Annotated in this window: 13 protein-coding genes; 1 reads left to right on the top strand and 12 read right to left on the bottom strand. The window is 44.6% G+C overall.

The window, feature by feature from the left end; all coding sequences use genetic code 11:
* Positions 1-77: 77 nt before the first annotated feature.
* The 4 genes from A5N84_RS00540 to A5N84_RS00530 are packed head-to-tail and all read right to left on the bottom strand — an operon-like array spanning position 78 to position 7,199.
* The gene (locus A5N84_RS00540; RefSeq protein WP_072280861.1) at positions 78-2,204 is read right to left on the bottom strand and encodes a RelA/SpoT family protein; all 2,127 of its coding nucleotides are present in this window, start codon (positions 2,202-2,204) and stop codon (positions 78-80) included.
* Complete coding sequence (gene pepN, locus A5N84_RS00535) at positions 2,201-4,402, bottom strand: aminopeptidase N (RefSeq protein ID WP_233119777.1); 2,202 nt, start codon at positions 4,400-4,402, stop codon at positions 2,201-2,203. The genes A5N84_RS00540 and pepN overlap by 4 nt, the downstream gene beginning before the upstream one ends.
* The gene (locus A5N84_RS11110) at positions 4,396-4,842 is read right to left on the bottom strand and encodes a hypothetical protein (protein WP_233119776.1); all 447 of its coding nucleotides are present in this window, start codon (positions 4,840-4,842) and stop codon (positions 4,396-4,398) included. The genes pepN and A5N84_RS11110 overlap by 7 nt, the downstream gene beginning before the upstream one ends.
* A 41-nt stretch (positions 4,843-4,883) precedes the next feature.
* A complete protein-coding gene (locus A5N84_RS00530) occupies positions 4,884-7,199 on the bottom strand; it encodes an NADP-dependent malic enzyme (protein WP_072280860.1) in 2,316 nt (771 codons plus the stop codon).
* Positions 7,200-7,442: 243 nt separating this feature from the next.
* On the opposite strand from A5N84_RS00530, the gene ppc reads away from it, so the two are divergent.
* Positions 7,443-10,217 (top strand): phosphoenolpyruvate carboxylase, encoded by a 2,775-nt coding sequence (gene ppc / locus A5N84_RS00525; RefSeq protein WP_072280859.1) that lies wholly within the window; start codon positions 7,443-7,445, stop codon positions 10,215-10,217.
* 100 nt (positions 10,218-10,317) lie between these two features.
* On the opposite strand, the gene A5N84_RS00520 is transcribed toward ppc, so the two are convergent.
* The 8 genes from A5N84_RS00520 to dprA all read right to left on the bottom strand — a co-directional run bounded on the left by A5N84_RS00520 (position 10,318) and on the right by dprA (position 16,315).
* On the bottom strand, positions 10,318-10,686 hold the full coding sequence (locus A5N84_RS00520; RefSeq protein WP_072280858.1) for a hypothetical protein: 369 nt from the start codon (positions 10,684-10,686) through the stop codon (positions 10,318-10,320).
* 10 nt (positions 10,687-10,696) lie between these two features.
* Positions 10,697-11,170 carry a hypothetical protein gene (locus A5N84_RS00515; protein WP_072280857.1) on the bottom strand — a complete coding sequence of 158 codons (474 nt, stop codon included), beginning with the start codon at positions 11,168-11,170 and terminating at the stop codon, positions 10,697-10,699.
* A 72-nt stretch (positions 11,171-11,242) separates the two neighbouring features.
* Entirely contained in the window at positions 11,243-11,620 is a 378-nt protein-coding gene (locus A5N84_RS00510) for a VanZ family protein (protein WP_143324761.1), read from the bottom strand.
* Between the two features lie 175 nt (positions 11,621-11,795).
* On the bottom strand, positions 11,796-12,239 hold the full coding sequence (locus A5N84_RS00505) for a MarR family winged helix-turn-helix transcriptional regulator (protein ID WP_072280855.1): 444 nt from the start codon (positions 12,237-12,239) through the stop codon (positions 11,796-11,798).
* The gene (gene topA / locus A5N84_RS00500) at positions 12,236-14,680 is read right to left on the bottom strand and encodes a type I DNA topoisomerase (RefSeq protein WP_072280854.1); all 2,445 of its coding nucleotides are present in this window, start codon (positions 14,678-14,680) and stop codon (positions 12,236-12,238) included. Before topA ends, A5N84_RS00505 begins: the two co-directional genes overlap by 4 nt.
* Positions 14,681-14,708: 28 nt before the next feature.
* Positions 14,709-15,203, bottom strand: a complete 495-nt coding sequence (locus tag A5N84_RS00495) for a DUF494 family protein (RefSeq protein WP_072280853.1) — start codon at positions 15,201-15,203, stop codon at positions 14,709-14,711.
* Between the two features lie 16 nt (positions 15,204-15,219).
* Positions 15,220-15,471: a DprA-like winged helix domain-containing protein gene (locus A5N84_RS10400; protein WP_198923688.1), complete on the bottom strand. Its 252-nt coding sequence runs from the start codon at positions 15,469-15,471 to the stop codon at positions 15,220-15,222.
* The gene (gene dprA / locus A5N84_RS00490) at positions 15,458-16,315 is read right to left on the bottom strand and encodes a DNA-processing protein DprA (protein WP_233119775.1); all 858 of its coding nucleotides are present in this window, start codon (positions 16,313-16,315) and stop codon (positions 15,458-15,460) included. The genes A5N84_RS10400 and dprA overlap by 14 nt, the downstream gene beginning before the upstream one ends.
* Positions 16,316-16,326: the final 11 nt, after the last annotated feature.

Below are 16,326 nucleotides of genomic sequence, written 5' to 3'. Positions count from 1 at the left end.
TTTGTGTTTTAAGTGCTCACGCTTTATCCGCGCGTCAACATAAGGCTTCTCAAGCCATCTTCGACCGACTCATTGCCCTAATGACTTACACGATGTACTTTTTTCATATCCTTAAGCTGACTTAAACGGTCGATAATCCGCGAAAGCTGGCTCATATCCGCAATTTCCAAGGTAAATTGCCCATGCAATTGCTGTTGTTTATCTTGTTGCAAATCCACTTTTAAAATCGTGCTTTTTTCATTGGCGATAATCTGAGTAATATCGCGCAACAAATGCGCGCGGTCAAAAGCACATACCGCCACATCCACGCTAAACACCCCACCAACGGCATTAGACCAATGCGCCTCAATCATCCGCTCAGGGTGCATTTTGGCTAAGTGTTGAACATTAGTACAACTTTTGCGGTGCACATTCACCCCTCGCCCCAGCGTAATAAATCCGCTAATTGGCGCAGGTGGGACAGGTTGACAACAACTGGCAAAGTTAATCATCAAATCATCCATCCCTTCTACAATCACACTTTGGCGCGCTTGTTTTCTAGGCGCTTTAATCGGAATCCGCGCCAAGCGCTCATCCAAACTCTCACATGGTTTTGGTTGACGCGCAAGCAATTCATGCACCAACATCAACACACTCACATCCCCAAAACCAATCGCTGCTAATAATTCATCTATCGTATTGACATTGAATTTTTTCACCAGCGCCTGCAAATCCTCCGTTTTCAACTGAATATCTAGGCGCTTAGCTTCTTTTTGCAACATCTCTTGCCCTGCGGCAATACTTTTCTCACGCTCTAGCTTTTTAAAATAACTTCGCACCTTCGCCTTAGCGCGCCCACTTTGTAAATATCCTAAATGCTCATTTAACCAATCACGGCTGGGATTAGCTTCTTTTTGCGTCAAAATATCCACCACATCGCCATTTTTTAGCGCTGTGGTGAGGGGGACGATTTTTTGATTGAGTTTCGCGCCAATACAGCGATGCCCAAGCTGAGTATGAATATGATAAGCAAAATCTAGTGGCGTCGCGCCTTCAGGCAAGTCCACCACGCGCCCTTGTGGAGAAACGGCGTACACCCTATCACGAAACGCTTCATTGCGAAATTGATTAAACACCACATCCCCACGCGCCGCGTCCCCGCCTTCTAAAATGCGTCGCAACCATTCAATCTGTTGCTCAAATTGTTTGGTATGGCGCGCGCCCTTTTCCTTATACAGCCAATGCGCCGCCACTCCCAACTCAGCGCGTTGATGCATATCACTGGTGCGAATTTGCACCTCCAGCACCCGATTATCAGGGCCAATTAACGACGTATGCAACGATTGATAGCCATTGGCTTTGGGCTGAGCAATATAATCATCAAATTCTTCAGCAATGGGCTGCCACAACGCATTCACCACACTCAACACCCCATAACATTCCCCCTTAGTTGGCACCTCCACCCGCACCGCGCGCACATCATTAACCTGCTCAAAGCGCAAGCGTTTACGCTTCATCTTCAGATAAATACTATTGATATGTTTAACTCGCCCATAAATGCGATTAATACGGATATCTGCTTGCTGTAACTCCCGACGCAGTAACGCAATAATGCGCTCAATATAGCGCTCACGGTCAGCACGGTTTTCTTCTAGGGCTTGCGAAATCTCCTGATAAATATCAGGCTCTAAAATGCGCAAGGCATTATCTTCTAACTCTAGTTTAAGTTGCGCAATGCCCAAACGATTAGCAAGTGGGGCAAATAAATCTTGCGTTTGTAGCGCAAGGCGTTGCTGAGTTTGAGGGTCAAAACGCTCAACCTCTCGCATTAACAGCGCTTGCAAAGATAACTTTAAAATCACCGCGCGAATATCTGAGGCAATCGCCAACAACATCTTGCGCAAACTTTCTAAATCGCTCTGCTCCTGCTCATGCAGGCGGTCAATGAGGCTTAAATCTTCTAATGCTTGCAACACCCCAACCACCGCCTCACTACTAACCGCCTCAATCTCTTCTAATGCCAATTCCTGCGCCCGCAAAGGACGAACAAATAAAGCAGCACAAAGCAAGGTCGTATCAGATTTTAGCTCAATCAGCAGTTGTAAAAGCGTTTGCGCATGGCTTGGTTTAAAAGACGCACAGCCACTAGCTAACTCATATGCAGGCTCAAGCGCTTGGCGAATGCTAGAATCTAAGTTATCCAGTGGGTGTGGCGCTACACTCATTTTAAACCGCTTAAAATGCGCTCAATCACCTCACGCGCATCCACACTAATGCTTTCTACCGTCAACAACTCACGCAACAACTGCGCCACCATTTGCTGACGCGCCTCATCTAATTTGGCAACGCTTGCAAAAACGTTTAAAAGACGCGCGCTCAACTGCGGATTAATGCCTAAAATACGCCGAATTTGGCTGGCAACAAACCGATAGCCACTGCCATCTTGATGATGAAAACGCAATAAATTCTGTTGCGCGAAAGTCCCCACCAACGCCCTAAAGCGATTGGGATTGGTTAAATCAAAACGCGCATCATTGACCAATTTTTCTAAATGGGTGAGCGTGTCTTCTCCCTCATAGCGCGCCTGCAAGGCAAACCATTTATCCATCACCAACGGATAATCTGCAAAGCGTTGACTAAACTCATCTAACGCCTGACTGCGCCAGTCATCATGATATCGATTAAGTCCTTGTAGTGCATTCATGCGCTCAGTCATGCAATTGGCTTGTTCGTATAATTCAAACAACCATTGCCGAATTTTAGGCTCGTTAAAGACCGATAGATAATGAATACACAGACCACGCAAAGCACGCTCACCTGCATCTTTTACACTATAACGCGGTTGTTCGGGTTGGGGGTGCGCTTTAAATTCTCTGGTTAGCGGTAAACGAATTTTCAAAGCCACTAAGCGCAAAACCCGCTCATAGGCATTGGTTATCGCATCCATATCTACAGGCGCATCAAATTGCCCCATCACGTCATTGATGCTTGGTAATGCCAGTAATAGCGCTTTTTCCTGCGCACTGCGTTGAGTATTGTCAATAATTTCTTGGCAGAGTTTGCCAATCTTTTTAGCTCCTTCAACCAAAGCTTTAGGCTGTTTAAGCGACTGCTCAAATAGGCGCAAAAAGCATCGTTGCATCGCTTCATAGCGCGCAAATCCATCTTTGGCATGATTAACGATAACGGCTAATTCTTCATCTTCATAATGATGCTCGTAGCGAACAGGGGCGGTAAAACCATGCATAATCACAGGAATCAAATCAGAATCTGCATGCTCAAAAACCCAACTACCCCGCCGATTATCCAATAACAACAATTGACTAAATGACCCATCTTCAAATTTATATTCTCGTCCATTGCGCGATAAGAGCGAAATGCGGATAGGAATAAGCAATGCCGATTCTGGATTTACTTTTTTGACTTGCTGCCCTGCGCTTAGTGTAAAGGTGCGCTCGCGCTGGTTATAAGATGAGGTAAATTGCACATGCGGCGTGCCACTGGTGGTATACCAATTAAAGAACAACCCACGAAAATCAAATCCCGAGGCATCTTGCATACACTGCGCAAATTCTTCAATCCGCACCGCCTGTCCATCGTGTCGCTCCACATACAACGCCATGCCTTTTTGAAAAAGCTCTTCACCAATGATGGTATGCATCATGCGGATAATTTCTGCACCTTTTTCATACACGGTAGCGGTATAGAAATTATCAATCGCAGCGTAGGATGTAGGACGCACGGGGTGCGCCATAGGGCCAGCATCTTCAGGAAATTGCACCCGACGCAAGCAATTAACATCAGCAATGCGCTCAATCGAACGCTCACCCATATCGGCAGAAAATTCTTGGTCGCGAAAAACGGTTAACCCTTCTTTAAGGCTTAATTGAAACCAATCACGGCAGGTAATCCGATTTCCCGTCCAATTATGAAAATATTCATGCCCAATCACTGAGCGAATGCTATGAAAATCCTCATCGGTAGCGGTCTCTGTATCTGCCAACACATAGCGCGTATTAAAAATATTCAGCCCTTTATTTTCCATCGCGCCCATATTGAAATCACTAACCGCAACAATATTAAAGCGCTCTAAATCATAAGATAGATTAAAACGCTCCTCATCCCATTTAATCGATTCAATCAAAGATTGCATGGCAAAATCAGTTTGCTTAATAAAAGCTGCTTCTGTATAGATTCTTAAATCAATTTTTTTACCCAGTGGCGTAGTAATACGACGATTGACTTGCTCTAAATCCCCTGCCACCAAAGCAAATAAATACGTTGGCTTGGGGTGTGGGTCTGTCCATTCACTAAAATGTCGCTTGGCATCAATAGTCCCCTCAACCTCTAAATTGCCGTTAGACAATTGTACAGGCGCAGTCTCACTATCACTTTCAATGCGCACACGATAAGTCGCTAACACATCAGGCGGTCTTGAGCAAAAGAAATACGGCGAAAACCTTGCGCTTCGCATTGGGTGCAATACACGCCATTAGAACGATAAAGCCCAGAAAGTTCCTTATTATCATCTGGATAAATCTTAACTTTAGTGGTGAGCGTAAATTCATCTGCTACATTAAATAACGTGAGTTTATTATTTTCATAGCGCCATTGATTATCAGACAATGCCTTGTCATTAATGGCAATTTCTATTAGTTCAAGCCCCTCACCATCAAGCTCTAAATGTTTTTGCAACTCAACCGCCCAACCATTTTCATCGACACTGGCTTGGATACGCTTAAATTGTTGATTATGCGTTACCAATGTATGGTCTTGTTGCAAATCAAAGGTTAAATCATGGTGTAACGTGGTAAAAGCTGGCGGTTCATAGTCGGCCAGACGAACAATCTCTAATTCATTCATATCTTTTTAAACCCAATTTATTTTAATTCTGCGCGATAAAATCAATCCAACTCGCCTTGCTGCAATTTGCTTTCCATACGTTGATAATAGGCATTGGTTTCTAATACCGCAATACCCACCATATTAATAATGCGTCTTGTCGTTGCGGTATGTAACAGCACTTGCACAGGGCGTTTTAAACCCAACAGAATTGGCCCGACCTCTGTGCTATCAGAAGTTACTTTAGTCATGTTATAAGCAATATTAGCAGCATCTAAATTTGGCATCACCAACACGTTTGCCGTCCCATCTAATTGATTGGCAGGGAAAATCTCACGACGAATCTCTTCAGCCAATGCGCTATCTGCCTGCATTTCACCTTCAATCATCAAATTAGGTTGGCGCTGTTGAATACGTTTTAATGCCGCACGCATTTTAATAGAGCTTTGCGATTCGCGCATAGAGCCAAAATTAGAATGCGATAATAACGCCACTTTAGGCGTAATCCCTAACCGTTCTACCGTTTGTGCAGCGCGGATGGTAATTTCTGCCAATTCTTCGGCATCAGGATTCTCATGCACATGCGTATCGGTTATAAAAATAGTGCCTTTCGGGTGAATAATCATATTCATTGCCGCGGGTTGTGAAAGTGCGCCACGCATGCCAAAAATACCAGAAATGCGACGCAAATGGCGATGATAACGCCCTACCACGCCACAAATTAATGTATCTGCATGACCCAGTTTAACCAACATTGCCGCTAAAACCGTTGGGCGCGTATTTAAATGAATTTTCGCCTCATTTGGGCCTACGCCTTCGCGCGCGCGCAGCTTATGATACCCCTGCCAACATTCGGTGTAGTAAGGATTATCCATTGGCTCAATTAGGGTTACATCTTTATCCAAATCAATAGGTAAAAAATGCTCTTTTAAGCGCTCTTCAATGCGTTTACGTCTGCCAATTAAAATTGGCTCACACAACCCCTCTTGCAAGCATGCCAACACCGCCCGCAATACACGCAATTCCTCCCCTTCAGCAAAAACGACTTTTAGTTTTTTCTCTTTAGCCTGCTCTAAAATGGGTTTCATAACAAACCCACTACGGGTTAAAAGCGTTTCTAGCTGTTCGCGATAGGCTTTCATATTTGCAATAGGACGACGTGCCACACCTGAAGACATCGCTGCTTCTGCCACAGCATAAGGAATAGTGGCAATCAAACGAGGGTCAAATGGTTTTGGAATCACATAATCCTTGCCAAAAGAAAGCTTATCCCCACCATAGGCGGCAATCACTTCTTCACCCGCTGGCGATTGCGCCAAATCTGCCAAAGCATAACAGGCGGCTAATTTCATTTCCTCATTAATCACCGTCGCGCCCACATCCAACGCTCCGCGGAATAAATAAGGGAAACACAACACATTATTCACCTGATTAGGAAAATCAGAGCGCCCCGTTGCCACAATCGCATCTTTGCGCACGCGATGGACTTCATCAGGCATAATTTCAGGAACAGGATTGGCAAGTGCTAAAATCAGTGGCGAATCTGCCATTGTTGAAACCATCTGCGCATCTAACACTCCTGCTTGCGAGACACCCAAAAATACATCCGCACCTTCTAGCGCTTCTGCCAAGCTCCGAGCCTGTGTTTTTGCGACAAACTCTTGTTTGCGACCGTCTAATTTGCCTTCTCTACCCTCATAAATTGGGCCTTTGGAATCGCACACAATGATATTATCCCGACTCACTCCCAAGGCAATAAACATATCCAAACAAGCCATGCCCGCAGCACCTGCTCCAGATGCAACCACGCGCACCTTCTTAATCTCTTTTTTCTGAATACGTAATGCGTTAATAAGCGCTGCGGTTGCGATAATTGCCGTTCCGTGTTGGTCGTCATGAAAAACGGGAATATTCATGCGCTCTTTCAAGCGTCGTTCAATTTCAAAACACTCTGGCGCTTTAAAATCTTCCAGATTAATGCCCCCAAACGTTGGCTCAAGACTTGCGATGGTTTCAACAATCTTATCGACATTTTCTTCTTTAATTTCAAGGTCAAATACATCAATACCCGCAAACTTTTTAAATAATACCCCTTTGCCTTCCATAACTGGTTTGCTTGCCAGCGCACCGATATTGCCCAAACCCAATACCGCCGTACCATTAGAAATCACCGCCACCAAATTCCCTCGCGCGGTAAGATAATCAGCTTGCAACGGGTCTTGTTCAATCGCCTGACAGGCATAAGCCACACCAGGGGAATAGGCTAAAGATAAATCACGTTGATTGGCTAAGGTTTTTGTAGGGATTACTGCTAATTTCCCCGCCGTCGGATAACTATGATAACGTAGGGCTTCCTCTTTAAAAGTATCGTCACTCATACTGATTTCCTTGACAACTTAAATGCCATGATTTCTGATTTAATTCAAAGACAACATAAGGCGCGATTTTAACAGAAACTTCACCACACTCACGAAAGAATTTAATCCAACTCTATATTTTGCAAACAATCCCTCAAGGAGATATTTTTTATACTTGCAATTAATGCATTTGTGCGTATTTTATAGCGCTTATCGCGCAACAAAAACCCGCGTAGGCTAAACGTTTTTAAAAAGGGCAATATTATGACAATTCATCATGACTTATTAAGAGATCGCATTCGTTTAATGGGCGCATTATTAGGAGATGCAATTTCTCGCCAAGCGGGTGAAAACACCCTACAAACCATCGAGACCCTACGCCAAGGTTTTATCCAAGAACGGCGCAAACCCAACGCCCAACACAAACAATCCTTAATTGAGCTTATCGCCTCGCTAGATAATCAAACTCTTAAAAACGTCATTCGTGGGTTTTCTATTTATTTCTCCCTCGCCAATCTTTGCGAAGAAAGCGCTTTAAGCGAACAACGACACACCCAACGCCAGCAAAACGGTATTTGCTGGGAAGGCTCATTTCGTCGCACCCTACAAGACTGTCGCGCAAGAGAAATTAGCCCAGAGCAAATGCAAGAACTGCTCGAACAATTACACATTACCCCCGTATTTACCGCACATCCCACCGAAGCGCGCCGTCGCACCACCATGAATAACCTACAATCCCTCTTTCGTCAAAATCAACAGCTCAACCAACATCCAGAAGATAGCCCTGCCTACCAACAAGCCAAACAAGCCATTGCTCAAACCATCGATTTATTATGGTCATCAGATGAAGTGCGCACCCGTAAACCTTTGGTATATGATGAAATTAATAACGGACTACATTATTTTAACGTCAGTTTATTTAGCGCCATTCCGCAAATTTATCGCAATCTTGAGCGCGCCATTGCCGACACCTACCCTGAATTACAATCTTTAAACCTCCCTACCTTTCTAACTTTTGGCTCTTGGATTGGGGGAGATAGAGACGGCAACCCCTACGTTACCCATCAAACAACCGAACAAGCGGTGCTCATGCATGCCGATACCGTTTTAAATCACTATCAACAATGCTTAGAAAAACTACGCCAAACCCTTATCCATAGCGATACCATCGTTAATATTGATTCAGCCATTTATCAACGCATCAACCACTACCGCCAGCTTGATGAAGATATCTTTACCTACAATCCCAAAGACTATCAAAACGAACCTTACCGCCGATTACTCTCTATCATTTTGGCCAAAGTTAAAGCCACCAACACCCTAATCCAACATCAAGGCGAACACAGCGCCCATCAGCATGCCTACGCAAGCCCTGAGGACTTCTTAGAAGACCTACAACTCATCTACCAAAGCGTTCATCAACACGACGAAACCCACGCCAACGGCGCTCTGCTTGACCTCATTCGTCTGGTTAAAACCTGTGGTTTTCATCTAGCCGCGTTAGACATCCGCCAAGAATCCAGCTATCACAGCGAGGTAATCGCTGATATATTCGCTCACGCCCCCAATCTTCCTGATTATCAAAACCTTGATGAAACCCAACGCCAATACTGGCTGACCAAACTCCTCAGCACCCGTGGCGCACCGCTTCTATATGACGCTGAGCTAAGCGAGCAAACCAAAGAGCAACTCGCCCTAATGCGCACCATTGCCAAACTGCGCCAACTTGTCGGAGTGCGCACCTTCGGTAGCTACATTATCTCCATGACCAATAACGCCAGCCAGCTCCTTGAAGTGCTCTTCCTCATGCGTTTTGCAGGGCTAAGCACCCTAGATGAGCAAGGACAACTCAGCGCCGCCCTTCCTGTCGCACCACTTTTTGAAACCATCGAAGATTTAAAACAAATCGAACATATCCTCCCTGCCCTACTTAACAACGCCCTCTATCGCCAACTTCTCAACCAAGATAACGATACCCAAGAAATTATGCTTGGCTACTCCGACTCCTCCAAAGATGGTGGCATCATCACCTCCGCGTGGCAACTCTACAAAGCCCAACAAATCATCACCCAAATCGCTCATCAATTTGGCATCAAAACCCGTCTCTTTCACGGTCGCGGTGGCTCAGTGAGTCGCGGTGGGGGCTCAACTCATGCAGCCATTGCCGCCCAACCTGCTGGCACATTACACGGACAAATCAAATTTACCGAGCAAGGCGAAGTACTCTATGCCAAATACGCCAACGCCGATACCGCCGTATTTGAACTCACCATGGGCATTACTGGCGCACTCAAAGCCAGCTCAAGTCGCTTTGTAGCCCAACCTGCGCAACTGCCACAATATGAAACCCTTTTTGCCCAACTCGCCCAAGCTGGCGAACAAAGCTACCGCGCACTCACCGACCACACCGAAGGCTTTTATCAATTTTATTCTCAAGCCACGCCCGTACAAGAAATTTCCCTCCTTAATATCGGCTCACGCCCAGCACACCGCAAAAAAGGACTCCCCAGCAAATCCACCATCCGCGCCATTCCTTGGGTCTTTGGTTGGTCGCTGGCGCGGTTTACCCTTCCTGCGTGGTATGGCGTTGGTAGCGCTTTATCTAGCCTAACCCCAAGCCAACAAACCCTACTACAAGAGATGAACCAGCATTGGTCTTTTTTCAAAGTCTTTATCAGCAATATTGAAATGGCATTTACCAAATCAGAAACCAGCATTGCCCAAGCCTACAGCCAATTATGCGACGACCCACAGTTGCGCGATAATATCTTACAAACCATTTTAAAAGAGCATCGCCTCACTCAAGAAAACCTCAACACCCTTTTACAACAAACCCAACTTCTCTCCACCCAAACCGAACTTGCCAACTCACTCGAATGGCGCAACGCCTATCTCGACCCCATCAACTACATTCAAATTGAATTACTCAAGCGCGCCCGTCGTGAGAAAACCTCTAACGATACGCAAGAGATTAGCGTAGAAGACCCGCTCATTCGCAGCATCAACGCCCTAGCTGCTGGACTACGCAACACAGGCTAAACCCTCTCCCAATTAAGCAAAAATCAATCATTAAAAAACCCCGTTATTTAATATAACGGGGTTAGGTTATTCTAACGTTATACAATCCAATCAGTTTGAACTAGAGAAAATATATGCTACCAGTTATCGCTAGCGCTATCCCCACCACAATCAACACAATCACAAACAATGCAATCATACCAAATACCTTAATAATCAACGTCTGCCGACGCACAGCATGCTCTAAATGCGCGCTTGTTGGTTGTGCCAATAACTGTTGACATGCCAATTGATACGCGCGAAACAACCAAAAAAATCCCCCCATCACTGCCACACCAAGCAAACTGACTATTGAAAAGACCCCATTGGCAAAAATAACAATAATAATGGTATATAAAACTAAAACAATCGCCATCACCAAAAAGAAAATCGATGTCAAACGACTCCAGAAAATCGCCTTCGGCAGTTGTGCCATAATTAACGCATTCATCTAAGCCTCCTTATCTAAACAACATATACATCGGCAAAATAACCGCTGTCATCAAACCCAAAACAAAAACCCCGATAAACAATAACAAGGTTATTTCCAGCGTCTTAATAAACGTCGAACTATGGGCAAAACATTGCGCCACATCTGCCTCCACCTGTCGACTCACCAACAAACGCTTAGTCAAAGTTGCATAATCACTCATAGATTTAGCAAAAAACCAATAAATCACTATCGACACCACCCCCCACCATCCATCAATTAAAACATTCGCCAAACGCCCTTGCAATGAAACTTCAGAAGAAAACAGATTCAAAAGAATCATGGCGACATAAAATAATGTAAAGACCAAATTTATAGAATTAATCACCGCATTGAAACGCGCCCAAGAACTACTTGTCGATAATACCTTTACCACCGACTCACTTACCGCCCCGTCTCCTACTTTCTCTAAATTGGTACGCGATGCGCGATAAAAATCATCCATAATCTCTCCTAAATTAAAATAGCTTTAGCGGTCTAGAAACTACCCCTGCCCCATCAAAACTCACATTATCTCTTAACTTTTGGTAAAAAAACCAACCCAACGGATAAGCGCAACCATCATACACCCCAAACCCACCCCTAACATATTCGCCACACCATCTGCCCACTGCGCACTACGCCAAGTCGTCAACCCCTGCGCCCACTCCACCCCCCAACCCATCAGGGATAAAAACAGCAACACTCGCCACAGACAACATCCTGCCAACCGCCATAATATTGCCGCAATACAATAAATCCCAAAATGCGCCCACTTATCCACCGCCATACCCCCTGCCAGCTCTTTTGATATTGGCGCCACCTGACTCATAGGCAGTAAACACATCACCACCACCGCCACCAACCAAAGACTTGCTATAGTCCGCCATTTTTTCTTAGATATTTGTTTTATCAACCCTGCCGCCCTCTTCTAACCCCAAAAAACCTCTCTTTCATTTTTATCTCATTGGTTTGGTTTTCATCTCTCCTTTGTTTGCAAAAAATCGCCTACCCTATTGCAGAAATTACAGATAAAAATTTAGCGCTTATCCAGCAAAGTGAATAAGCGCCTTAGAATAAGTCGCAAAGCTTTATGCGCTTGCCATATTACGCCGCATGCGTACTAAATATTCACGAAACTGCTCGCGCTCCTGCTCACTAAAATCACATAACCCAGCCTCTTTTGCCTCACTTGCGATTTTATGCATATTTTTCATTAACAGCTGGCTTTTTTCTGTTAAGAAAATTAGATTGGTTCGCCTATCGCGACTATCCTGACGACGGTCTAACAAGCCATCTTGCTCTAATTTATCGATTTGTCGCGTTAACGTCATAGGCGCCAAATCCATATATTCTGCCAATTTTGTTTGACTAATTCCCTCATAGCGCGAAAGATAAGTCAACAAAGTCCACTGCGTACGCGTAATCCCATGAATTTTCACCCGTCGGTCGTAATAACGATTCATAAGGCGGGTTGTATCATGCATTAAAAATGCAAATCCATAACGCAAATCGTCTAATTTCTGTTCACTCATTGTTCACTACTCTTTTTCTTAGCGGTTGAATTCTTAGCGGTTGATGACTTAGATTTAGTACTTGCTTTAGCCTTACTGGCAGTCGATTTTTTAGCAGCGGTCTTTTTACTGGTGGTTTTTTTCGCCGATGCTTTCTTTTCGTTAGCGTCTTTTTTCCCCTTTGTCGCCATGCCTCGCTTTGCTTTTCGCGCAATTGATTTTTCAATCAAATCAAGCGCTTGCTCAAGCGTTAAATCCTCAGGCTCAATTGCCTTAGGGATAGAAGCATTTACTTTGCCATCTGTTACATACGGTCCAAAACGTCCATTTAATACCTGAAGTGGCGCCTCCCCATAAGGAATTTCTTTAATATATTTCTTGCGCTCTTCCTCGCGCTTCTCCTCAATCAACGCCAGCGCGCGCTCACGCGTAATCGTAAGCGGGTCTTCGTCTTTTGGTAAAGCAGCATACTTTTTACCATAGCGCAAATAAGGACCATAACGCCCAATATTGGTCGTCATTTCCTCGCCTTCTTCACTTTTCCCCAAACTACGTGGCAATTTAAACAATTCCATCGCCTGTTCAAGCGTAATTGTTTCCATATCCCAATCATCAGGAATGCTGGCAAATTTAGGCTTTTCCTCATCTTCTTTACTGCCTAATTGCACAAACGGCCCAAAGCGTCCAAAGCGCGCGCTAACGGGTTTACCTGTTTTGCTATCAACGCCTAAATCACGTGCCTGCATCACCTCTTCGCGGGAAATATCTTTCTTCTGCTCAATATTTTGTGAAAAATTATCCCAAAACTCTCGCAATAGTGGCTTCCACTCTAAATCTCCACGCGACACATCATCTAAATTATCTTCTAATTTAGCGGTAAAATCATAGTCCACATAGCGCTCAAAATGATTGGTGAGAAAATCATTAACCACCTTCCCAATGATAGTCGGCGTAAAGCGTCTTGCCTCTAATTCTACATATTCACGACTAACCAACGTACTGATAATGCTTGCATAAGTAGAAGGGCGCCCAATCCCTTTTTCTTCCAAGGATTTAATCAAACTCGCTTCAGTATAACGCGGAGGCGGTTGCGTAAAATGTTGCGTTCCAAGAATATCGTTTAACGCAACCACATCGCCTTGTTGTAATTTAGGCAATATTGCCTGCACCTCATCACTGACATCATCTTGATCTTCAAGATATACGCTCATAAAGCCTGCGAATTTAATCGTTGAACCACTCACGCGGAATTGATTGTCCAACCCACCAGCTTCAAAATCAATACTCACCTGCTCTAATACCGCCGATGCCATTTGTGAGGCAATCGCACGCTTGCGCACCAAATCATAGAGCTTCTGCTCATCTGCGCCCAATCCAGCTAATGCCTGTGGTTCTACAGTTGCATCTGTTGGACGAATCGCCTCATGCGCTTCTTGGGCATTTTTAGATTTGGTTAGATAGCTTCTTTCTTTTTCTGGCAAATAATCCTTGCCGTATTGTGTAGCAATTAAATCACGTAACGCACTAACCGCCTCTTTAGCCAAATTAACCGAGTCCGTACGCATATAAGTAATATAACCTTCCTCATACAAACGCTGCGCTACGCGCATAGTACGTTGGGCAGAAAAGCGCAATTTACGCGCAGCTTCTTGTTGCAAAGTGGAGGTGATAAAAGGCGGTGCTGGATGTCTAGCACGGTCTTTTGCCACCACCTCTATCACGGTTAACCGTCCATTAGCCTGTTTTTTCAGTACCGCAATCGCAGCTTGCGTGTCCTGCTCATTGCCAAAGGTAAATTGCTTGACTTTCTCGCCTTGATAATAAGTTAATTGCGCTTGAAAATCGTGATTGTTTTGGCTAAGTTGCGCTAATATTTTCCAATATTCTTCACTCTCAAAAGCTTCTATCTCGCGCTCGCGTTCAACAATCATACGAAGCGCAGGACTTTGCACTCGCCCAGCGGATAATCCAGGTTTAACCTTTCGCCATAAAAGTGGCGATAAATTAAATCCTACTAAATAATCTAACGCGCGACGCGCCTGTTGCGCATTAACCAAATCCATTGCAATCTCACGCGGATTTTGCACTGCTTGCTCAATCGCATTTTTAGTAATCTCATGAAATACCACGCGATAAACCTTCTTATCTTTTAGCGCGCCTTTATTTTTTAATAATTCATACAAATGCCACGAAATCGCCTCCCCTTCTCTATCAGGGTCAGTCGCTAAATATAAATCATCACACTCTTTAAGCGTTTTTGCGATGCTATTGACATGTTTAGCATTGCGCTCAATCACAGCGTAATTCATTACAAAATCATTTTCTGTTTCCACAGCGCCATTTTTCGGAATCAAATCGCGCACGTGCCCATAAGAGGCAAGAATTTCATAATCCTTACCCAAATATTTAGCCAGCGTTTTAGACTTTGCTGGAGATTCGACAATCAATAAATGTTTAGCCATAAAAATTCTTCTATTTATCCTTTAGCGCTTAATGCAATAAACGCTGTTCTCCTAATGGCGTGCAAAACTCTTCGCGTAAAGGCTCAGATAACGCCTCTTCGTTCACACCATAGACATTTAATACCACCATCGCAGCAACCCAGCGAAGCATCATAACATCGAGCGCTTCCTCAAGCGCCAATGCCCGCTCAATGACTTTCTCAAGCAATACATTGTCTAATAACCCCATACGCAGCAATCCTTGCAAATAATTTTGCCCCTCATCATCAATATAAAATTGCTCCTGTGGAGAAAATATGCGCACAGAATAATCACGCATACCAGTATGTCGTAGAGTTTCAACAGGCGCGCTGAGCTGAGTTAGTTCATAAAACCAATCCATTGCACGCCCGACATCCTCGCGTTCAAATCCTGCCTCACTAAGCCATAAAGCCATCTGATTTAAATCAGTTTCATGCGAATTCTGCTCAGGCAAAATATCATCAAAAAGATAAAACAATACATCAATAACCGATTCACGCATGGATTTTCCCCATTCTTTAACGTATCCGCTGAAAAATACTACCAGGCAAACTCTCCACCCAGCCGTCTAATTCCAATATTAACAGCATGGCGGAAATTTGCGCACTCGTCAATTGAGTTTGCGTAATTAGTGCGTCAATATGCCACGGCTCATAACCCATCAAGTCCAATAATACCTGTTGTTGTGCATCTTCATTTTCTGTTGTGATCTCTTGAGGCGCTTTTATCTTTTCATCTACTTCAAGCGTTGTGTTTTCAGTTGGTTGCATTACTTTTTGCAGGCGTTTGTTTTGTACTTTTGCGCGCCAAGGAAGAGGTATATTGCAACTCCTCTATAATATCTTGGGCGGTTTCAACTAACTTTGTCCCCTGCTTAATCAAATAATGACACCCACGTGCCATAGGATTATGAATAGAGCCTGGAATAGCAAACACCTCGCGCCCTTGCTCCATCGCCATGCGCGCTGTAATCAACGAACCACTTTTAAGCGATGCCTCACTAACCAAAACGCCTTGCGACATCCCACTAATTAACCGATTACGCCGTGGAAAATGCCCACTACGCACTCCTGTACCAATAGGAAATTCTGAAATAATCAACCCATCACGCGCAATTGCATGCGCCAACGCCCGATTTTTAGCAGGATAGACCCTATCTAGCCCCGTTGCCACCACAGCAATAGTACGCCCCTTACAATCTAAAGCCGCTTGGTGCGCCGCTGCATCAACCCCCAATGCCAATCCGCTGGTAATCGTCCAACCCTGAGCGCATAGTGCCTGTACAAAATCAGTCGTTGTCTGTAGCGCTGGACGAGTGGCATTACGACTGCCCACCACCGCCAATTGCTCCTGCTGTAACAAATCCATTTCACCACAAGCAAATAAAAGAGGTGGTGGGTCAGAAATCATTTTTAAAAGTGGCGGATAACGCACATCATCAAGCGTAATAATCGCGCGTCTTTCCCCCTCATTAAGCCAAGCAATATCTTGCGCCCCACTGCCTTTTGCCTGTTGCCACGTCTGATATTTTTCACTGGCGACATTTGGCATTTTTCCGCGCAACTCTTTTTGCGAGGCATGAAAAAACGCCTGTGGCGACCCAAAAAGCGCCACAAGCTGATAAA

This window comes from Rappaport israeli (assembly GCF_001888055.1).
Lineage (GTDB): Bacteria > Pseudomonadota > Gammaproteobacteria > Cardiobacteriales > Cardiobacteriaceae > Rappaport > Rappaport israeli.
This window is presented reverse-complemented; position numbering and strand designations above follow the sequence as displayed.